Source organism: Nocardia sp. NPDC059228, from assembly GCF_042754245.1.
Classification (GTDB): domain Bacteria; phylum Actinomycetota; class Actinomycetes; order Mycobacteriales; family Mycobacteriaceae; genus Nocardia.
The window spans coordinates 1-18,336 of sequence record NZ_JBHZAL010000059.1; the positions used below are offsets into that span (position 1 = coordinate 1).

22 protein-coding genes and 1 pseudogene are annotated in these 18,336 nt (G+C 66.4%); 15 read left to right on the forward strand and 8 right to left on the reverse strand.

Translation table 11 applies throughout. The annotated features are described in order from the left end of the window. Positions 1–49 precede the first annotated feature (49 nt). On the forward strand, positions 50–334 hold the full coding sequence (locus tag ACFXKA_RS40675; RefSeq protein WP_379431553.1) for a hypothetical protein: 285 nt from the start codon (positions 50–52) through the stop codon (positions 332–334). An 85-nt stretch (positions 335–419) separates the two neighbouring features. Here the strand turns inward: ACFXKA_RS40675 and ACFXKA_RS40680 are convergent, their stop codons facing one another. Beyond that, a complete protein-coding gene (locus ACFXKA_RS40680) occupies positions 420–1,376 on the reverse strand; it encodes an SDR family NAD(P)-dependent oxidoreductase (protein WP_379431554.1) in 957 nt (318 codons plus the stop codon). Positions 1,377–1,469: 93 nt separating this feature from the next. On the opposite strand from ACFXKA_RS40680, the gene ACFXKA_RS40685 reads away from it, so the two are divergent. From ACFXKA_RS40685 to ACFXKA_RS40700, 4 genes are all read left to right on the forward strand, one after another. After that, positions 1,470–2,324 (forward strand): helix-turn-helix transcriptional regulator, encoded by an 855-nt coding sequence (locus tag ACFXKA_RS40685; protein WP_379431555.1) that lies wholly within the window; start codon positions 1,470–1,472, stop codon positions 2,322–2,324. A 279-nt stretch (positions 2,325–2,603) separates the two neighbouring features. After that, positions 2,604–3,416 carry an alpha/beta fold hydrolase gene (locus ACFXKA_RS40690; RefSeq protein WP_379431556.1) on the forward strand — a complete coding sequence of 271 codons (813 nt, stop codon included), beginning with the start codon at positions 2,604–2,606 and terminating at the stop codon, positions 3,414–3,416. A 37-nt stretch (positions 3,417–3,453) separates the two neighbouring features. Beyond that, positions 3,454–4,236 carry a MerR family transcriptional regulator gene (locus ACFXKA_RS40695; RefSeq protein WP_379431557.1) on the forward strand — a complete coding sequence of 261 codons (783 nt, stop codon included), beginning with the start codon at positions 3,454–3,456 and terminating at the stop codon, positions 4,234–4,236. A gap of 179 nt (positions 4,237–4,415) precedes the next feature. Next, on the forward strand, positions 4,416–5,231 hold the full coding sequence (locus ACFXKA_RS40700) for a hypothetical protein (protein WP_379431558.1): 816 nt from the start codon (positions 4,416–4,418) through the stop codon (positions 5,229–5,231). Between the two features lie 615 nt (positions 5,232–5,846). Here ACFXKA_RS40700 and ACFXKA_RS40705 read toward each other — a convergent pair. Next, positions 5,847–6,218 (reverse strand): helix-turn-helix domain-containing protein, encoded by a 372-nt coding sequence (locus tag ACFXKA_RS40705; protein ID WP_354851297.1) that lies wholly within the window; start codon positions 6,216–6,218, stop codon positions 5,847–5,849. Positions 6,219–6,267: 49 nt separating this feature from the next. Between ACFXKA_RS40705 and ACFXKA_RS40710 the strand changes: the two genes are divergently transcribed. Continuing rightward, positions 6,268–6,624 (forward strand): DoxX family protein, encoded by a 357-nt coding sequence (locus tag ACFXKA_RS40710; RefSeq protein WP_379431559.1) that lies wholly within the window; start codon positions 6,268–6,270, stop codon positions 6,622–6,624. A 17-nt stretch (positions 6,625–6,641) separates the two neighbouring features. Here the strand turns inward: ACFXKA_RS40710 and ACFXKA_RS40715 are convergent, their stop codons facing one another. Together ACFXKA_RS40715 and ACFXKA_RS40720 are read right to left on the reverse strand one after the other, a co-directional pair. After that, complete coding sequence (locus tag ACFXKA_RS40715; RefSeq protein ID WP_379431560.1) at positions 6,642–7,247, reverse strand: hypothetical protein; 606 nt, start codon at positions 7,245–7,247, stop codon at positions 6,642–6,644. A gap of 211 nt (positions 7,248–7,458) precedes the next feature. Then, entirely contained in the window at positions 7,459–7,707 is a 249-nt protein-coding gene (locus ACFXKA_RS40720) for a hypothetical protein (RefSeq protein ID WP_379431561.1), read from the reverse strand. 456 nt (positions 7,708–8,163) lie between these two features. On the opposite strand from ACFXKA_RS40720, the gene ACFXKA_RS40725 reads away from it, so the two are divergent. From ACFXKA_RS40725 to ACFXKA_RS40735, 3 genes are read left to right on the forward strand one after another with little or no spacing between them, the layout of a single operon-like run. Next, entirely contained in the window at positions 8,164–8,733 is a 570-nt protein-coding gene (locus ACFXKA_RS40725; protein ID WP_379431562.1) for a hypothetical protein, read from the forward strand. 59 nt (positions 8,734–8,792) lie between these two features. Next, positions 8,793–9,539, forward strand: a complete 747-nt coding sequence (locus ACFXKA_RS40730; RefSeq protein WP_379431563.1) for a helix-turn-helix domain-containing protein — start codon at positions 8,793–8,795, stop codon at positions 9,537–9,539. Between the two features lie 54 nt (positions 9,540–9,593). Then, on the forward strand, positions 9,594–10,016 hold the full coding sequence (locus tag ACFXKA_RS40735; RefSeq protein WP_379431564.1) for a VOC family protein: 423 nt from the start codon (positions 9,594–9,596) through the stop codon (positions 10,014–10,016). 77 nt (positions 10,017–10,093) lie between these two features. Here ACFXKA_RS40735 and ACFXKA_RS40740 read toward each other — a convergent pair whose 3' ends face one another. Next, positions 10,094–10,399, reverse strand: coding sequence for an immunity 53 family protein (locus ACFXKA_RS40740; protein WP_379431565.1), 306 nt, complete (start codon positions 10,397–10,399; stop codon positions 10,094–10,096). Positions 10,400–10,772: 373 nt separating this feature from the next. Beyond that, entirely contained in the window at positions 10,773–10,970 is a 198-nt protein-coding gene (locus ACFXKA_RS40745) for a hypothetical protein (protein ID WP_379431566.1), read from the reverse strand. A 107-nt stretch (positions 10,971–11,077) separates the two neighbouring features. Between ACFXKA_RS40745 and ACFXKA_RS40750 the strand changes: the two genes are divergently transcribed. The 4 genes and pseudogenes from ACFXKA_RS40750 (at position 11,078) to ACFXKA_RS40765 (ending at position 13,341) form a co-directional block, all read left to right on the forward strand. Continuing rightward, a complete protein-coding gene (locus ACFXKA_RS40750; protein WP_379431567.1) occupies positions 11,078–11,377 on the forward strand; it encodes a hypothetical protein in 300 nt (99 codons plus the stop codon). A 125-nt stretch (positions 11,378–11,502) separates the two neighbouring features. Continuing rightward, entirely contained in the window at positions 11,503–11,793 is a 291-nt protein-coding gene (locus ACFXKA_RS40755; protein ID WP_379431569.1) for a DUF4342 domain-containing protein, read from the forward strand. Positions 11,794–11,876: 83 nt separating this feature from the next. Further along, a pseudogene (locus tag ACFXKA_RS40760) lies at positions 11,877–12,590 on the forward strand (wax ester/triacylglycerol synthase domain-containing protein); the annotation flags it as partial. 103 nt (positions 12,591–12,693) lie between these two features. Further along, positions 12,694–13,341: a WS/DGAT domain-containing protein gene (locus ACFXKA_RS40765; protein ID WP_379431570.1), complete on the forward strand. Its 648-nt coding sequence runs from the start codon at positions 12,694–12,696 to the stop codon at positions 13,339–13,341. Between the two features lie 208 nt (positions 13,342–13,549). On the opposite strand, the gene ACFXKA_RS40770 is transcribed toward ACFXKA_RS40765, so the two are convergent. Next, positions 13,550–14,326, reverse strand: a complete 777-nt coding sequence (locus tag ACFXKA_RS40770; protein WP_379431571.1) for an SDR family oxidoreductase — start codon at positions 14,324–14,326, stop codon at positions 13,550–13,552. A gap of 70 nt (positions 14,327–14,396) precedes the next feature. Continuing rightward, a complete protein-coding gene (locus ACFXKA_RS40775; protein WP_379431572.1) occupies positions 14,397–14,723 on the reverse strand; it encodes a YciI family protein in 327 nt (108 codons plus the stop codon). Between the two features lie 283 nt (positions 14,724–15,006). Here ACFXKA_RS40775 and ligA point away from each other — a divergent pair, with 283 nt between their 5' ends. Together ligA and ACFXKA_RS40785 are read left to right on the forward strand one after the other, a co-directional pair. Further along, positions 15,007–16,998 (forward strand): NAD-dependent DNA ligase LigA, encoded by a 1,992-nt coding sequence (gene ligA, locus ACFXKA_RS40780; RefSeq protein ID WP_379431573.1) that lies wholly within the window; start codon positions 15,007–15,009, stop codon positions 16,996–16,998. 1,012 nt (positions 16,999–18,010) lie between these two features. Then, on the forward strand, positions 18,011–18,232 hold the full coding sequence (locus tag ACFXKA_RS40785) for a DUF397 domain-containing protein (RefSeq protein WP_354851270.1): 222 nt from the start codon (positions 18,011–18,013) through the stop codon (positions 18,230–18,232). The last annotated feature ends 104 nt before the right edge of the window (positions 18,233–18,336 follow it).

The following is an 18,336-nucleotide window of genomic DNA, read 5'->3' on the forward strand; positions in this document are numbered from 1 at the left end:
GTCGTGACTACGCCTCCGAGCAGCAGGGTTCCATGCCCACAGCTGTTGCGTGCGAACCGATCTGAGTCTTACATCCGATGAAATTGCAATCAGAACGCCCAAATCTGCGAAATCCGGCGCCAAGGATTCACCGCAGCTGACTTCCCCTCACACGGCCGACGAGGTTCCGCCCATACCGCTGACCGAAGTGACCAGCGCTGGACGACGAAAGATCAACTGGCCGTATCCATCCGAGGCCGACCGAACGCACCGTAATGCCGCGACCCGCGCTGACCGAACCGGCCAGCGCGGGGCATCGGAAGATCAACTGGCCGTGCCGATCCAGGCCGACTGAACGTCCGATATTGCCGACGAGCGTGCGTGTGAAGACGGCAGGCGCGGATCTCGTGGTTCGGCGCACCGCGTCGGCAGTCTCGGTCTCACGTCTCCGTGTCGAGGACAAGCGACGCGCCCGCACCCGCCAGGAGCTGGGCGGTCGCCTCCCACAGGCGCCGCTCGCGGTCGGGGTCGTGGGCGACGGGCTGGACCTCGGTCAGCTTGGTCTTCACCACGAACGCGCCCGCACGCAGGTGCGACCACTGGTCGTCGAGAGCCATCGCGGCCAGCAGCGGTCCCGAGCGCCGCGGCGTCGAGACACCGGGGATTCTGCCCAACGCCCGGCTCATCGCCTGAAACGCCGCAGGGGCATCGCGGCCCAACGCGGTGCCGGGCATCCAGCCCGGCTCGAATACCGACACGTTGATCCCTTGGCCGACCTGGCGCTGCAGCTCGTGGGCGTAGTAGAGGATCGCGAGCTTAGCGTTGGAGTAGGCGACGCCCGAGGCCGTCATGCCCGGGGGCTGCTCATCACCGGCCGGGCGGGCGAGCTCGACCGGGTCGGCCCACTCAGCCTCGGCCACGTGCAGCAGCTTGCGCCAGAAGTTGGCGTGGTAGGTGTTCGAGCCGACCAGCACCACCCGCGCCGGGGCGGTGAACGCAGTGAACAGGTCGCCGATGAGCTGCGCGTGGGCCAGGTAGTTGACGGCGAAGGTCAGCTCGTAGCCGTCGGCCGAGGCTTGCCGCGTGTCCGCCGACATGATGCCGGCGTTGGCGACCAGCGCGCGGAGCGGACGGACGGCACCGTCGGTGAGCAACCCGCGCACGGTGGCTGCGGCGGCGCGGACGTCGGCCAGGCTCGCCAGGTCGCAGCCGATCTCGTGGACGCGCGCCCCGAGGCCACGAGCCTCGTCGGCGACCGCGGTCAGGTCGCGCCCCGCACGGCCGACGAGCAGCAGGTCGGGCCGCAGCCCGTCCGGACGGTCGGCCATGGCCAACACGGCGTGACGGCCCAGATTGCGGGTGGGGCCGGTGATGAGAACTGTTCCGGTTTCGGTCATGGCTTCAGCCTGCGAGCCCGTGCGGGTCGCAGCCAGTCGACCGGTTTTCGTAGGACTGCCGGGGCCAGGACAACCGGGGCGGGCTCATCCAGAATGGACGAAGTGGAAGTGTGGGAGTTCGGCCGGACGGTGCGTCGCTGGCGCGACCGCGCGGCACCCGAGGCCGTCGGCGTCCCTGCGTCTCGGCGGCGCCGGGCCAGCGGTTTGCGCCGCGAGGAACTGGCCGCGCTCGCCGGCATCTCGGCCGACTACCTGACCCGCCTCGAACAGGGACGCGCGACGGCACCGTCGATACAGGTCGTGGAATCGCTGGCCCGCGCGCTGAGCCTGGCGGACACCGAACGCGACCTGCTCTACCGGCTGGCCGGGCACGCCGCGCCCGGCCCGGACGTCGTGCCTTCACGGCTCACCCCGAGCGTGCAGCGGCTGCTCGACCGGCTCTCGCACACACCGGTGGTCGTCTACGACGCCACCTGGACGCTCGTGCTGGCCAACGCGCCCTACGACGCGCTCATGGGCGACACGAGCACCTGGCGTGGACTGGAACGAAACGCCGTCTGGCGCAACGTCGCCCGGCTGCCCTCGCGGGTCCGGCACACTCCGCAGGAACAGGCCGAACACGAAGCCCGGCTCGTTGCCGACCTACGCCTGACCGCGTCGCGCTACCCCGCCGACCACGCGCTGCAGGACCTGGTCACCGACCTGGTCGCCAACAGCCCGCGGTTCGCCGAACTCTGGGACGCCGAAACCTCGCCGTCCCTGGCCGACCCGTCCCGTCGCAAGACCATCGACCACCCGGCGGTCGGCCCGATCACTCTCGACTGCGACACGCTGCTCGTCGCCCTCGACGACCTGCGCATCAGCGTCTACACCGCCGAGCCCGGCACCGAGGACGCCGACCGCCTGGCCCTCGCCACCGTCCTCGGCACCCAGTCGCTACAACTCTGAAACGGATGCTCGGAAGTGTCGGTTGGCACGCCATCGGGCTTCCGTCCGGATTTCTGGCGCACGCCCGCTCATGCCGCATACCGCGCTGACCGAACCGGCCAGTGCGGGACGCCAGCTGGAACCTGTTGCGGCGCAGGACGTCCGCTACTGCCGATTATGGGGCGGCTCGGGCTGGCGGGGCGCAGTCGGCCGAAGGCGCCATCATGCCGGTTTGGGGGATCTGTTCGCGTTTTGTGAGGGTTGACCTTGACCTAGGGGCAACCCTTCAGCATGGCAGCCATGTCTACGAAAACTGGGGCGTCACAACACTTCACAGTTGCCCGCGACGGGATCGAGATCCCGGTATCGCGCGGTGGCAGGGGGCGCCCGCTGGTCCTATGCCCTGGTCTGCTGACAACCCAGGCCGACCTGTGTGAGCTTACCGAGCTGTTGCGCCACGACCATGATGTGGTGACCTTCGACTACCGAGGTCACGGGCTCGCGGCGACCGCTGATCGGTACTCCTTCCAGGAATTCCTGCGTGATTTCGTCGCCGTGATGGCGGAGCTTCCACGCCGGGGGCTGGCCTGGCCGCCCATACTTGTGGGCCACTCACTGGGTGCGGATCTGATCGTGAACTACGCCTCCGAGTTGCGCGGGACAGCTGCCGGGCTCGTTCTCCTCGACGGGGCGAACCCAGTGCCCGAGCCGTACGTGACCGCGGCCGACCTGCCGGAGCTCCGCGCTCTGTGGGATGAATTCGTTACTCAGCAGGAGGCGGTCGTGGACTCTCGGCGGCGGGTCTTGCTCTCCGTGCAGGACATTATGGATCTCAATCTGGAAGTGGAAGCGTTCCGGTCCGGAATTCTGGGTCGATACAACAAGATCGACTGTCCGATCAGCATGATCATGTCGACCTCGATGGCGGGCGAGGGTGACGACGAGCGAACCGTGTGGCGCAATCGGAACTGGCGTGCAGGCGTCGATCGACTCGCCCGGCAACGGCCCGAAATCTCCATCTCCTGGCTGCACGGCGGCCACGGGTTACCGTTCACTCACGCCCAAGAGATCGCTCGAATCGTAGGGACCCTACACGGCCAGCCAGTACGGTGACCTCGCCGACGCTCCCGGGCTCAGGAAGAATGATTCGATGTTGACCATCGGCGAGCTGGCGTCCTACGCCGGGGTAACGGTACGGGCGGTGCGGCACTACCACACGAAAGGCCTGCTGCCCGAACCGGATCGCGACCAGTCCGGCTACCGCAGATACGACGCAGGCACTCTGGTCGAACTCATCAAGATCCGCACGCTGGCCGAAGCCGGGGTTCCGCTCGCGCGCGTGCGAGAGCTGCTGAGCGCCGACGCGGAGCAGTTCGGCGCAGCGGTCGCGCAGATCGACAAGCGACTGCGAGCCGAGATCCAGCAGCGACAGCGGCACCGCGAGCGGATCGCATGCCTGGTCACCGGCGACAACCTGGTACTGCCGCCGCAGGTGGTCGAATTCCTCGACCAGCTACGAGCATTCGGAGTCGACGAACGGATCGTCGCGGTCGAACGCGACGGCTGGATCCCCCTGGCCGCCCGCTCACCCGAGCGGATCCCGGAGTGGGTGGCACGCAAGCAACACCAACTCACCGACCCCCATGTCCTCGATTTCTATCTCACCCTGAGCCAGGCTCTCGACTGGACCGACGACGATCCCAGACTCACCGAGCTAGCCGACAGCACCGCCGCCTACCTCACTCGAATCGCTGACGAGCACGGCGAGGACTACCTCAACGACATCGACCTCGACCCTCCACTCACGGGACTACTGGACACGTTGGCACTGAACACCACACCGCCCGCCCGCCGACTGATCGACCTACTGGCCCAGCGAGGCTGGACCGGCTGGACCAAACTCGAACGCATCAACCCGAAACCGATGCCATGACAACACACTGAAATGCCGCATACCGCGCTGACCGAACCGGCCAGCGAGGGCGCCCGCGGTGAGATCGACAGCGGCCCAGAGACATCCGCTCATGCCGATTGTCGAGTGGTGGATGCTGATCAGCTCTGGGATCATCGGGGTCGGAGTTCGACATCGGTGCCGGTGGGAGGAAATCGCAGATGACCACCTTGCGGCGGTTCTGGATCGAATTCGACACGCAGGAGTGCTCCGACGGCCTGCTCCAGCAGGGCGTCGGTGTGTCAGGCTTCGATGTGCGGGATTGTTTGTCGATGGTGGCGGATCTGGTCCGCGACCGACCGTTGCCGCCCGTGAGCCGAATTACCGTCGACATCTCACTGGCCGAACCACTCCCGGTGAGTCGCCGCTATCTCGGGGTCTCGGTGTGGCGCGGCGTGTGGTATCCACCCGTGAACCTTGAAACCGGACCGACCCGCAGCATCGACCGAAGAGGCGCGCACTGCGACTACCCGACACCTGTCACGCAATCACGCCCCAGGCGAGCTAGTGAGACCCTGTGCACGAAGGCTACGTGGTGGGACGAAATCCCGCATATCGGTAGCCTGCTGTGGCCGCTGGTGGACATGCACCGCGCCGAGTACGGTCGCGGAATGCGCTCTAGCGCAATGGTGTTGCGCGAGGTCTGTGCCACGGATTCGACCTATGGGGTTATGGTGCGCGAAGCGCTCGACTTCATGGTCGCGTGGCACCCGACACCGGACGAGTGGTTCGACCCGACCGAAACCAGGTTCGCCGATCAACGGGATCTGGACGAGTACCTGCGAGCCTTCCGCGACTACTTGTTCGGAACTCGCCCGGAACCGATCTATCCTCCCGGCAGCGAACCGCTTTCACCCGAGGACGCGTGGCTGGACGCTATCAGCCGTCTGGTCGTCACTCGCCCGGGTCCGGTCGACGCTCCCGGCAGCGAACGGCTTTCACCCGACACGGAACCACGACTTCCCAAGAACGAGTGAAATCGTCTGGGGTCCCGGAGGTCCCGCGATTGCCGCTGGGTGTGCGACCGAGTGTTGCGGAACGCGCTGCGGCCCGAGATATCCGGTAATGCCGCTGCCCGCCCTGACCGAACCGGCCAGCGCAGCGCGCCGGCGGCCGGAACATAGTGCGGCGCAGAACGTCCGCTACTGCCGACGAGCCCAGGTTGCCGAGGTACGGACGCTGAGATCTTAGGATGGCCCTGGCCTGGGCCTGGGCCGGGGATGGTGGGTGCCATCGAGACCGATGAGGAGCCGGTTGTGTCGGACACGTTCGTTGTTGCTGCTCGAATTCCTATGAAGCGGTCGGAATCGAGCAGTGGTTGGAGACACCGGCGCCGGGCCCGCGGTGTCCTTGCATGGGACGAGGCCGGATCGGGGTCAGTGCGCCCTACCCGGCGAACGCACTGACATGCCGCTACCCGCGCGGTCCGAAGCGGACAGCGTCGGCCTGTGGAAGATCAACGGCCAGCGCGCCTTCCGACCGCCGGCAGTGCGCGCTCATGTCGAGTTGAGGGCGTTGTATGCGGTAATCGACAGCATCAAGGTGTCTGGTGAACGTTCGTTCGCGGGATGCGGGTGTGGGCTGTCTGGAACCTAATGCGTCTGGTTCGCGGCGGTCGATTCCTGGAAGTCGACGAGTGCCTCTCCATGTACTTGCGCCCATTCCGTCAGCATCGCTATCGGTTCCTGGAGCGTCCGGCCGAGCGCGGTCAGGCTGTATTCCACTCGTGGGGGCGCTTCGGCGTACTGCTGTCGATCGATGAGGCCGTTGCTCTGCAGGCGGCGGAGGGTCTGGGTCAGCACCTTGCGGGAGATCCCGCCGGAGAGAGCGACAAGTTCGCTGTGCCGCTTGGGGCCGTCTTGGAGCGCGTACAGGGTGACTACCGACCACTTGTTCGCGATGACTTCGATTGCTGTGCGCGCAGGACAGTCGGACATGAACATGATTCCGGCGGGGGCACTCACGATCCGAAGGTTACCAAAGGGTGCCTATCGGATTCCTAGCGTTGCGATCATGCACATCGCAGCCCTGACCCTGTCCGTCCTGCTCGCTGTGGCGATGCTCCAGTCCGGAGTGATGAAGTTCGTTCGCCCAGCGTGGATACGCCAATTCGCCGAAGCGGTCCACCTCACCACGCCCCAGCTCACCGCGCTCGGGAGCCTGCAGATCGCCGCGACGGTCGGTCTCGTCTGGGGCATCTGGTTCCCGCCCTTCGCGATCGCGGCCGCGATCGGGCTGGTGGCCTACTTCGGCGGGGCGATCGTCGCCCACATCCGCAGCGGCGACCGGAACATGCTGGGAGCCGTGGTCTTCCTCGCGCTCTCGATCGCGACGTCAGTCGTGCTCGTTCTCAATGCTCTGGTCGCCTGATCTGGGGCGTCGGATGCTCAACGTGGGTAGCCGATTTCGATCATGTCTGGCTCCAGGTCGATGAGGTCGGCTTCAGGATTGAGCCCGGTCACCACCGTGGGCGTCAGTGGCAGCAGTGCGTACACGTGCTGGACGGCCGCCAGGCTCACCTCGGCCTCGTAGTAGTCCTGGGCCCATTGCCGGTAGCCCTCGGGCGTGCCGTCGACCAGCAGCTCGAACAATCCGTGACCGCCACGGTCGGCGGCAGACACGGCCCAGCCGGTGTCGTGAGGTTCGCGCCAGAAGCACACCGTGGCAAGGGGTGAACCGTCGTGATCGGCGAACGCAGCCTCGGTGACGTAGGGACCGAAGACCGCTGGTGCAGCATCGAGTACCTGTGGGGCGTTGGGTGTTTCATGGTCGAACCCACGGCCATAGACACCGACGGTGGAGAAGACGATGAACCAGTCATCACCGGAGCCGGTACGCATCGAAGCCATCTCTTCGGTATCGCCCCAGCGGCTGTTGAACGAGTAGTAGCGGGCCTCCCATTCCGGGCTGAGAACAGCATCGAGCATTGCCATGGCCCGACAGCGGTTACGAAGGATCGGGATGTCGGGGAGGCGGCGCAGCAGTTCGTTCACAGTGCCATCTAACACAGCACCACCGACATCTACCTCGACCGATCTCCGGCGTCACCTGAACACGGACAACGTCCTCGCAGCTGTGTACCGCGCTGACCGATCGGCCAGCGCAGAGGCGACGGAAGTTCCACTGGCCGTTGTCATCCGAGTCCGGACGAACGCACGGACCGTAATGCCGAGTTGAGGGTGCTGGCTATTCGTCGGTTCAGGCTCAGTCCAGGTGTGGATCTGCCAGCAGCACCACACGGTCAGCGGTTGGGTCGAAACCGAGTACCGGGGAATGATGTCCACCCTCTGCGTACATCGACACAGGTTTGCCCAGCCGCCGACCGATTGCGCACAGGAAATCGCACAGCGTGTCGACTCCGACCTGGCCCTGCAACTGGTGAAGATCGACATCGAAGTCCATCTCCTCGGCGGCCCAGGGGCGGAAATCACCTCCACATCCGACACGGGCCACACACGCAGTGTTATGACCTCCGCGTCGGCAGGGTGCGACAAAACCTCTGCGGCAGAGGGCAACTGCCGCTCGCGCCATCCTTCGAAGTTCGACCGACCGCGAGCGCTGGTGCGACGAGGACAATCCGATCCTCGGGATTCGGTACGACAACGTGGTGGTCGACAACGGGCCGATTCCGCCCTGGCCCTTCGGCGGCACGGGCTCATCGTTCTGAACGCGGAATAGCGGGTTCAGTACAGTGCCTCAACAGATTTCCGCAGATCAGAACGTTAGACGTGCAAGTTGGCAGCTTGTTCACAGAATCGAGTACGACCGGACGTCGATTTCGCTCCGTGGCAACGACTTGACCAGCCCGCCCTAGGGCTGACAGAACAACAGGTCGAAAGCAGCATTGACGCCTACCGCACCCGGCTCGGGGTTGCGCAGCGTTCGGATGCTCGTTCGTATGCTGGCGGCGTGAGCGATATGGCGCATTTCCTTGCGGCGGCTGAGCGGGGGTTCCTACTCGATGCGGATGATGTGGTGGATTCCTTGATCCAGGAGGGGGTTCTCTTGCCGGTCGACTGGTCCGGCGAGGAACGGACCGGACAGATAGCGCAGTTCGTGTCGGCTCGGGTGGCGGCCTTTGGGAAGGACCGCGCGGTTGTCGCCGCAGTCGAGTCCGCTGCCAGGCAAGCGGCCGGGGCTGACCTCGATCGTGGTGAGCACGTTCCGGCGATCCTGCGCGCAGTGGATGAAGCCCTGGCGAGTGCGGGGTTGGCTCTCGGCGAACTGCGGTCCGGCGACGACACCTATCGTGTCGGCGTCATGCGTCGTACGACGGCGTCGAGTCTGGCGTGGGGTCTGGATCGGCCTTCTCCCGAGTTGCTGTACATCATCGACTGTCCGTGCGGTGGCATGAACGTGTGGCAGCTCCCCGAGACGGAAGCGAAGCCTGGTGAGGGCGAGTGCGACTCGTGCGGTCGGGACTTGTTCGATCCTGCCGGTATCCCGATCGTGCCTATGGTCGTGGAGCCCGTCCGCTGAGGCGGCTCCCGCAGGCTCGGGCACTGCAGCAGGCGACCGCCGATGTTAGTTTCTTGGTCGTGAGCCTCGAGCCGGCCGGTGGAGTCGAGCAGCGCCTGTCCGATTCCCCCTATGTCGAGCGGGTCTATCGGGCTCGATCGGTTGCCGGGGCGGTAGCGGCGCGGATGCGGTCGGTGGCGAATTCGAATTGGGAACTTGTCGTCTGGCGCGACCGTGGGGAGACACACGTTTCGGTCCGCGGCCCGGAGACCGGTCCCACGGTGCTGGAGCTGGGGCCGGGTGCGGGCGAGACGCTCGGGATCATCTTCCGCCATGGCGCGTTCCTGGCGCCGATGCCGGTGCCGCCGCTGGTCGACACCGCGGTGTCCAGTCCGCACACCACGGCTCACTCGTTCGTGCTGCAGGGCGAGGAATGGGAGATTCCGGCCTACGACAACGCGGACGTCTTTGTGGACCGTCTGGTCCGCGCCGGACTGCTGGTGCGTGATCCGCTGGTCACCGATGTGCTCCGCGGGGACGGGACCACTCTGGTCACTCCACGGTCGGTGCAGCGGCGGGTGGTTGCGGCGACCGGGCTGACGCAGGGCGCGATCCGACAGATAGAGCGCGCCAGACAGGCTGTGCTGCTGGTGCAGCAAGGTATGCCGTTGATCGAGGTCGCGCAGTCGACGGGATATCACGACCAGCCGCACCTCGCGCGTTCGCTGACCCGGTTCACCGGCCGCACAGCTTCTCAGCTGCGGCGCGGAGACAGCGACGAGATGTTGTCGCTTCTGTACAAGACCGATGTCGAGGTGCGCCCCTAGGTTTGCGATGTCGCCGGGAACACCTGGCGCACCGACCATCTTTGGAGGCACGTCATGGCATTCACGCAGATCTACGTCAACCTGCCGGTCACCGACCTGGAAGCAAGCAAGAAGGTGTACACGGCGATGGGAGGCACGATCAACCCGGACTTCACCGGGGACACCTCCGCCCAGGTGGTCCTCGCCGACGCGATCGTCGTGCAGCTGATGACACGCGAGACGTTCGCGACTTTCACCAAACGAGACACCATGGATGGTCCGATCGAGGTGATCAACGCGCTGGCCGCCGGGTCGCGCGAAGAGGTGGACCGGCTTGCCGACGCCGTGCTGGCCGCGGGCGCCACCGAACCACGGGAGGCGCAGGACATGGGGTGGCTGTACAACCGGGCCATCGACGACCCGGACGGCCACAGCTGGGAGCTGCTGGCTTACAACGCGGAAGCTATGGGTGACGCCACCACGACCGGCCAGGACTGACATAGGCGGCAGGGGATATCCGACGCCGTCGGCCTCGCCTGAATGGCGCGCACGCTCACGGACGCCGTTCGCGCTGTTCAGTCCCGCGCCGATGCCCAGACACGAAACAGCGCGAGCGCCTCGGTCAGATTGCGCGGACCGCAGGCCAGGTGGAAGGTCTGCCCAGCGGTCCAGGCATGAACCCAATCGTGCTCGCTCCGGTCGATCTGCTGTCGAGGGTATTCCTGGTCTGCCAGTTCCGTTTTCTCGAGATTGATCTTGGCCAGCCAGCCGGGATTGTCGAGCGTCTCGATCCGCAAACCCCATCCGTGTTCCTGGTCGCCGTCACACTGCGCGGTGTACCAGCCCTGCAGCCAGTCGAGGACATGTTCATGCTCGGACATGAACGCCGATGCTAATGACAACGAGTTCAAAGGCGCGGAACGATATCACTGGGCAGGGTGCCACGGCATCGGCGGACCAGGATCGTGGTCCGAGTTCCGTTGCGTGTCAGGCATATAGGCGCTGCCGCGGTTGTCGATCGACGCCAAATGACGGATGCCGCAGCTGTTGTGCCTCCCGAATCGACCATCCCAACGAAACGTCCGCTACTGCCGCATACCGCGCTGACCGAACCGGCCAGTGCGGGACGCCGGCGGCCGGAACCTGTTGCGGCGCAGGACGTCCGCTACTGCCGAATGGAGTGTGTTTGAGGCATCTGGTCTACCGCACGACCGGACGGCGCGGCGGCCCGTCGCATGCTGTTGCGGCACGCCGTCAGCCGATGTCCCATCCCGCCTCGGCGGCGTGGGCGTGAAATGCGTTCCATGCCTGACAGGCTCGCGTGGCGCCGAATTGGGCGTTGAAACGCGGTATGTCTCGAACGTCGTTCACGGTCGCGCCGCCGCCGAGGGCTCGTTGAGTGTGGATGCGGAAAGAATCGCCCAGGGTTTGGTAGTGGATATCGATACTCATTGTGGCGAAGGTTCTTTCGCGGACCGTGAGGGTAGCCGAATCCATCTGCGCGAACATCGCATCCAGGGCCGCGACATCTGTGCCGGCGGGTGGGGATGACCGCGGTCATGGCGACCACCGTCGACGCCGTGCAGCGCTGTATGGACGCGAACCTCGCACCTATCGACGACGCGACCATGGTCGCCATCGACCTGCGTACTGCCGTGAACGGCATGCTCTCCCAACGCATCAACGAACCCGATATGCCCTGGCCCCCGCCGCTGAGCACCTTGACCGCTTCCTCACCAAACTCGTCGGCCTCCGTTATTCCGGATCACTCGGATAGCCGGTTTCCTACGGGTCGCGAATCGGACCCGGCAGTCAGGCGGTTCGGCCCGGTGAGGGGTGGACCTTCGGCCCTGCCGTGAGGCGGTCCCGAAGACGACGATGTGAAGAACAGAGGGGGTCCGGTCATGAGCCGGACATCGAGGCTGAGCCGCGGGACCGGAGAGGACGCGGTCTGCCGGACAGCGCAGCGGAGGCGGTGAACGGAATGACGCAGCAAGCGACGACATCGACAGAGAAGATCGACGTGAAGGGCGGCCACCTTGCGGAGAGGGTCAAGGAATTGGTCCATGAAGGCAACGTTCGTCGGATCATCATCAAGGACTCCGACGGCAGGACCGTGATGGAGGTACCCGTGACGGTTGGTGTGGTCGGCTTCCTCCTCGCGCCCACGGTGACCGCGATCGGAGCGCTCGCGGCGCTCGCCGCGGACTACTCGATCGAAGTCGAACGAGAGACTCCCGACTCGACAGAGACCGGCATCACTGCGCCGGCGTAGGAAATGCGGGCGGTGGCTGGAGGTGGACGAGGCCTGTTCGAACCGCGGTAGCTGTCTGGGCCACGAGGAAGGGACGTGAGGTCATGGCCGAGACCCGTCTGCTGGAACGGGTGACCGCTTCGGACCTGTTCCTGCTGCTCTGGGACGACTACGGCTGGTCCACCGACATCGGCGGGCTCGCCATCCTCGACGGCACGAGCCTGCTCGACGCGGACGGCAGCGTCCGGCTCGACGCGGTCCGGCGACACCTCGAGCCGAGAATGCACTTGGTGCCTCGCTTCAGGCAGCTGCTGTGCCGGCCTCGGCTCGGGCGGGGCTGGCCGCTGTGGGTCGACGCGCCCCACTTCGACCTCGCTGAGCACATCCACGTCCATGCGGTTGCCGCGCCCGGCGACCAGGACCAGTTGCTGCAGACATGCCAGCAACTGGCCCGGCGACCGTTCGATCCCGCCCGGCCGCTGTGGGAGCTGTGGCTGCTGCCCGGCCTGCCGGACCAACGGGTCGGCGCGTTCTTGAAGCTGCATCACGTCCTCGCCGATGGCCCGGCCGCGATGGCCGCCTTCGGGGCGCTGCTCGACCGGACCGCCGACGCGCCCGTCGAGGATGCACCGCCGTGGACGCCGACACCCACCCCGACCAGCGGTGAACTGCTTCGCGACAACCTCCGACGCCGCCGACGCGAACTAGGGCTGGGGTGGTCGGGCCTCGTCCATCCGAGCAGAACACTGCGCCTTGCACGCCGCGCGTTGCCGGCCTGGCGGGAGGTGCTTATCGAAAAGCCTGCTCCACGAACCAGCCTCAAACCACCCCGTAGGCCCCGAGCGCCGACTGGCCATTGTCCGCGGCCGCCTCGACGCCATCAAACTCGTCGCCCATGTACATCACGCCACGGTCAACGACGTGGTGCTGACCGCGGTTGCCGGTGGCCTGCGCCAGCTGCTGGCAAGCCGCGGCGAGGATGTCGACGGGCTCGTCCAGCGCGCGATGGTGACCATCTCCCACCACGAAGCGCGGCCCGGGGAAGCGCAAGGCAACACTCCCGGATGGATGATGGTGTCGCTGCCGGTCGGCGAGCCGGACTCGTTGTGCAGGCTCACGTTGATCGCCGCAGAGACAAGCGCGCGGAGGGACAAGCCTCGCCCCGAGGCGGGCAGCGGGATCTTCAGATTCGTTGCCGGGCAGCGCATCTGGTACCGGCTGTTTCCGCGGCAGCGGTCAGTGAACCTGGTCGTGAGCAACGTCCCGGGTCCGCCGATGCGGCTGTATCTCGCCGGCGCTCCGCTGCTGGAGGTGTTCCCCGTGCTGCCGCCCATGGGCAACCTGACACTTGTCGTCGCCGCCCTGTCGTACGCCGGCCAGCTCAACTTCACCGCCGCCGCTGACCAGGACAGCTGCCCGGACGTGGACGTGTTCGCCCGCGGGGTGCGCGATGCACTCGATGACCTCGAGCAACCGATCCTCGGGTTTGAGACGGGCGGTCCGGCTGGTGCCACGGAGTCGGTACCGACACCTGACGCACCGGTTACACCGCGTCCGTCGCCGCGCTGATCGATCCCGCCTTATCGAATCAACGATGCCAGCGGCAGCGACGGGCAAGGTTCGACGCCGTTGTCAGAGGGTGACGCTGCTGCTTAGAGCAGTAACCCATTTGCTCGCGGCTCTTCCGTGAATGCTCTTCCGGCGCAACGGCTTCCGTTACGCCGGAAGCGAGCTAGCGATCGGCGGTGCTGCGAATGCCGCTTCCCAGCGAGCGCGATTATCGCTGGCCGCCGGCGGCCTCGACCGTGGTGCCGGTGAGGTAGGAGGCGTCGGGGGAGAGTAAGAACGCAGCGACCGCGGCGATTTCATGAGGTTCGGCCAAGCGCCCGAGCGCGGTCATCGATTTGATGACCGCCTCGGCGGACGCGTCGCGCAGCGCCGGCGGGATGTAGCGGCTCGCCACTTCGGCGGCCATGTCGGTGGCGGTGCCGCCCGGGGCGATCGCGTTGATCGAGATGCCGCGCTCGGCGAGTTCGGGCGCCAGGTTGAGTACCATCGCCGAGACCGCCGCTTTGCTGGCCGCATACAAGGTGTGCTGGTAGACACCGATACGCGCGCTGATCAACGAGGTGAGCAGGATGCGCCCACCGCCGGTCATCGCCGCCGCTGCCGCCTGAGTGGCAAACAGCTGGCCGGCCACATTGGTGCGAAACACCCGTTCGAAGTCAGCGGGAGTGATCGACTCCAGCGCTCCGAAATGCTCGATGCCCGCGTTGCTGGCCAAGATGTCCAGCCCGCCGAACGCCGCGACCACCTGATCGACCAGCACCCGGGTCTGGTCGGGGTCGCTGACGTCGGCGCGCAATGCCACTGCCTGGTAGCCCTTGTCGGTCAGCTCGGCGACGAGCGTGTCTGCGGACGACCGGTTCGAGACGTAATTGACCGCGACCGCGGCGCCATCGGCGGCCAGCCGACGCGCGATCGCGGCCCCGATGCCGCGCCCGCCACCGGTAACCAGTGCGCGCTTGCCGGCCAGACGTGGAGAATCGCTCATGGTTCACTCCTCAACGAAATCGTTCGGACGAATGATTCGGTTCGAGTGCAGGACGGTTCGGTGTCTATACCTACGCTCGCCCGGAACGGGTCATCGCCGTAAGCGTCTCGACATCGAAACCGCCGATCCCAAGGATCTGGTGGACTTGCCATGGGATTACTTCGAAACCGCGATATCCGCGGGCGATGAACGGTTCTTGGCGGCACAGGTCATCGAGTTCGGCCCTGGACATATGCCCGAAGACGATGATTCCGAGTTCGCCGTCGAGGCTCGGGCCGGAAAACAACACCTTGCCGGCCAGTTGTTGCTCGCGCATCCAGGCCAGGTGGTCGTCGAGGCTGCTGTCGGTCGCCGTGTCTCGATCGCCAAGCCATCGGTGCAACGTCAGGTACCACATTTCAGCCTCCTCGGTACTCAGGCGCGACCCTGTCAACGGTGCGCCAATTCGCGCGCCGCAGACAACCCCCCGCTTCCAGTACCGGGTCACTACCGGAGAGCCCACAGACTCCAGCGAGCGGGACAAGCTGAGCCGGGAGGCCTTCTCCGTACTGCTCGTCCGAGATCGCCATCATGAATCCAACCTCTGCGGCAGATTTCGTGCTCGATCACAACGGCCATCCGCATGGTGGTGACCTACGGCGGGTCCCTGGTGTCGGTGAGTGTCGGTAGCGTCGGGGGTCGTGGAAACTGGGGAACGTATCCAAGAACTCGCGGACCGGATCGTGGCGCTGCGCGACGCCTACTACCAGGGTTCGCCGCTGGTCGCCGACGCCGAGTACGACGCGGTCGAGGACGAGCTGCGCGGCCTGATCGAGGCGCATCCCGACCTCACGCCCGACCCGAATCCGCTGGCGCAGGTCGGTGCTCCCGCGGTGCTGCACGCCCCGATCCGGCACTCGCGTCCGATGCTGTCACTCGAGAAGGCGACCAAGCCCGATCAGGTCGCGGCGTTCTTCGGCCGCTTTCCCGGGCAGCCGGTGGTGGTGATGCCGAAGCTCGACGGGTTGTCGCTGGCCCTGGTCTTCGAGGACGGGCGGCTGGTGCGTGCGGTGACCCGGGGTGACGGCACCACCGGTGACGATGTGACCGTGCTGGTCCGTGCGCTGGTCGATGGTGTTCCCGAGCGCATCGACGTCCCGGGGCGGGTGGAGGTGCGGGGTGAGGCGGTGATGCTGCGTTCGACCTTCGCCGCCTACAACAGCGCGCATCCGGACAAGCCGCTGATCAATCCGCGTAATGCCGCGGCAGGCACGCTGCGGGCGAAGGACCCGGCCACCGTCGCCGAGCGGCGCCTGCAGTTCTTCGGCTTCGACTTGGACACCTCGCCCGACAGCGGCGCGGTCGACCTGGAGGAGGGGTTGCGGGCGCTGGGCATCGCGGGCGCGCAGATGCGGCACTGCGCCGACGCCGAACAGGCGCAGACCGCGATCACCGCGATCGAGCAGAGCCGCAACGAGCTGGACTACGACCTCGACGGCGCGGTGCTGCGGCTGGCCGAGCGCGGCGCCTACGCGGCGGCGGGGACGCGGTCGAACTCCCCGCGTGGTGCGCTGGCGTTCAAGTTCGCCGCCGAGGAGAAGACCACACTGCTCGACGACGTGGTCTGGGACGTCGGCAAGACGGGCAAGATCGTCCCGGTCGCCTGGCTCGAGCCGGTGTTCGTGGGCGGCACCACGGTCACCAAGGCCACGCTGGCCAACCAGGAGGTGATCCGCGCCCGCGATATCAAGATCGGTGACACGGTGCTGGTGCGCCGCGCGGGCGACGTGATCCCGTTCGTGGCGGGCGTACTCGACGCCTCTCAGCGCACGGGCGCCGAGCGCGAGATCGTGCCGCCCACCGTGTGTCCGTCCTGCGGGCAGCCGGTGACCGAGCAGGGCAACAGCCGAGAACTGTTCTGCACCAACGTTTCCTGCCCCGCGCAAACGGTGCGCAGGCTCATCCACTGGGCCTCGCGCGCCGCCGCCGACATCGACGCCATCGGGCAGGTGTGGATCGAACGCCTCGCCGAGGCCGGCATCCTGGAACGCCCGTCGGACTTCTACACCTTGACCAAGGAACGCCTCCTCGAATTCGACCGCGTCGGCGAGATCTCGGCGCAGCGCATGATCGACTCGATCGACGCCAGCCGCCAGGTCGGCCTGCGCCGCGCACTGATCGGGCTGGCCATCCCCATGGCCTCCGACGGCACCGCCGCTCGCCTGGCCCGAGCCGGGTTCGGCTCCCTGGAAGAAGTCGCCGACGCGGGCGAGGAACGCCTCGTGGCGGTCGAGGACATCGGCCCGAAAGTCGCTGCCTCCCTGGCCGCTCACCTCACCCGCCTGCGCCCGGAACTGCGGCGGCTGCGAGAAGCCGGTGTCAGCCTCGACGTTCGGGAGGAAGACCTGCCCCCGGTCGTCGCGGCCGGCGCGCCCTTGGAAGGCAAAACGGTCGTGATCACCGGCGCCATCAGCGACCCGCGCTCCGGCGAGAAAGTCGCGCGCCCGACATTCCAGCGCCTGTGCGAGAAAGCCGGCGCGACAGCCGCGTCGTCGGTCTCGGCCAACACCGACATGCTCATCACCGGTGGGGGAGTCGGTGAGGCCAAGCTGGCCAAGGCGGAGAAGCTCGGTGTCGCGGTCGTCGACCAAGCAGAAATCTGGAATCTGCTCATCGCCGCGAAGGTCGTCTAGACCCTCCAATTGCGGGCGATGCGCGCTGCAGCATCACAGGCCGACCGGTTGTGCCAGACCGGCGACCTCCCGTGCCTACCAAGGTTCCCGGAATGCACGGCCGGACCGGATACGTGAAACTCGTTGGCACCGGCCGTACTTCGGTGCTGCCGGGAACGCCCGGGCACGGTGCGGCGCACCGCGCGCGGCACCGCCCAGGAAATACACCCCTCGCGTCACCGGTGGCGGACTTCAGACTCCCGTCACCCCGGTGGCTCTCCGTAGGACCTCCGGTGCCCAGCGGTGGCGCTGGGCAGCGCATGCAGTGCCAGGGCGACTACGGCCCGGACGCCGTCTCCGCAGCGTCCGGGCCGTCCCCGCCCGCGGTGTTCCCGGAACGTTTCCTCATTCGACGAAGCTCACTATTCTGCCGCATACTGCGCAGTTGAAATCGGCCCCGTGGTCGGCCGGAAGGTCAACGCTCCGAGGGCAACTCGGGTGGATGCTGGGTTGTCGGCAGCGGACGGAAGGGTCACTTGCCCCGCTGACCGACCGGCGGGCCTGTGTCCGCGCGAGATCGACTCGCTGAGGGTGTCCGACCGGTGGTTGGTGCACGGGGCCGATCGTGCCTGCTGTTTGCCTGCGTCGGTCCGCTCTGTTACCAGGGTGGGGGTCTTGTCGATCCGGTAGTTGGGCGTGAGTGGCCGGGTGCAGGTTCTGCGTTGGGTCTGGGTGTTGGGGTTCGAACCTGTCGTGAACTGCTGCTTTCCGCTGATATCAGCCTGAACCGGCGGCTGGTGGCAACGTAGTGGCCTGCCTGTAGCAGATGCATCTCGTGCCTGCGATCCGTGCGCCACGGTGGTTTGTCGGTGGGTCGCCGTAGAGTTGCGTTCATGAGCATTTCGATGTGTCGGCGTGCAGACCCGCACGAATTCGGTTGCGCGGCCGGTGGTTCGGATAGCACTGTGTTTGTCGTAAGTGATTCGGACGAAGGGCCATGGGGAGTGGCCCTCCGGGGGAAGGAATGAATGCCATGAACCGCAATATGATTCGCGGGGAGCATCGCGGCCCGAGGTTCGCCAAGAGCAGTTTCAGTTACGGTGGCGGCGATTGCGTCGAAGTCGCGTACCACGAAGGCCGGATCGCATTGCGTGATTCCAAGGATCGGCACAGCCCGACACTGTGGTTCACGAAATCCGAGTGGAGAGCGTTCATGTCAGGTGTGCGGGCCGGCGAATTCGATTTCGGTCTCTGACGGGAAAGGTGGTGTCGCAGCGAGTTCGCTGCGCACAACAAAAACCCCCCCCCCCCCCCCCCCCCCCCCCGCCCCCGGGAACAGGCCAAAAATTTAAGAATGAA

Bases quoted from the DNA above. Each gene is read 5' to 3' on its own strand.
- ACFXKA_RS40680 (WP_379431554.1), bottom strand. From the start codon at position 1,376: ATGACCGAAACCGGAACAGTTCTCATCACCGGCCCCACCCGCAATCTG.
- ACFXKA_RS40685 (WP_379431555.1), top strand. From the start codon at position 1,470: ATGGACGAAGTGGAAGTGTGGGAGTTCGGCCGGACGGTGCGTCGCTGG.
- ACFXKA_RS40690 (WP_379431556.1), top strand. From the start codon at position 2,604: ATGTCTACGAAAACTGGGGCGTCACAACACTTCACAGTTGCCCGCGAC.
- ACFXKA_RS40695 (WP_379431557.1), top strand. From the start codon at position 3,454: ATGTTGACCATCGGCGAGCTGGCGTCCTACGCCGGGGTAACGGTACGG.
- ACFXKA_RS40700 (WP_379431558.1), top strand. From the start codon at position 4,416: ATGACCACCTTGCGGCGGTTCTGGATCGAATTCGACACGCAGGAGTGC.
- ACFXKA_RS40710 (WP_379431559.1), top strand. From the start codon at position 6,268: ATGCACATCGCAGCCCTGACCCTGTCCGTCCTGCTCGCTGTGGCGATG.
- ACFXKA_RS40735 (WP_379431564.1), top strand. From the start codon at position 9,594: ATGGCATTCACGCAGATCTACGTCAACCTGCCGGTCACCGACCTGGAA.
- ACFXKA_RS40740 (WP_379431565.1), bottom strand. From the start codon at position 10,399: ATGTCCGAGCATGAACATGTCCTCGACTGGCTGCAGGGCTGGTACACC.
- ACFXKA_RS40745 (WP_379431566.1), bottom strand. From the start codon at position 10,970: ATGAGTATCGATATCCACTACCAAACCCTGGGCGATTCTTTCCGCATC.
- ACFXKA_RS40750 (WP_379431567.1), top strand. From the start codon at position 11,078: ATGGCGACCACCGTCGACGCCGTGCAGCGCTGTATGGACGCGAACCTC.
- ACFXKA_RS40755 (WP_379431569.1), top strand. From the start codon at position 11,503: ATGACGCAGCAAGCGACGACATCGACAGAGAAGATCGACGTGAAGGGC.
- ACFXKA_RS40770 (WP_379431571.1), bottom strand. From the start codon at position 14,326: ATGAGCGATTCTCCACGTCTGGCCGGCAAGCGCGCACTGGTTACCGGT.
- ACFXKA_RS40775 (WP_379431572.1), bottom strand. From the start codon at position 14,723: ATGTGGTACCTGACGTTGCACCGATGGCTTGGCGATCGAGACACGGCG.
- ACFXKA_RS40785 (WP_354851270.1), top strand. From the start codon at position 18,011: ATGAACCGCAATATGATTCGCGGGGAGCATCGCGGCCCGAGGTTCGCC.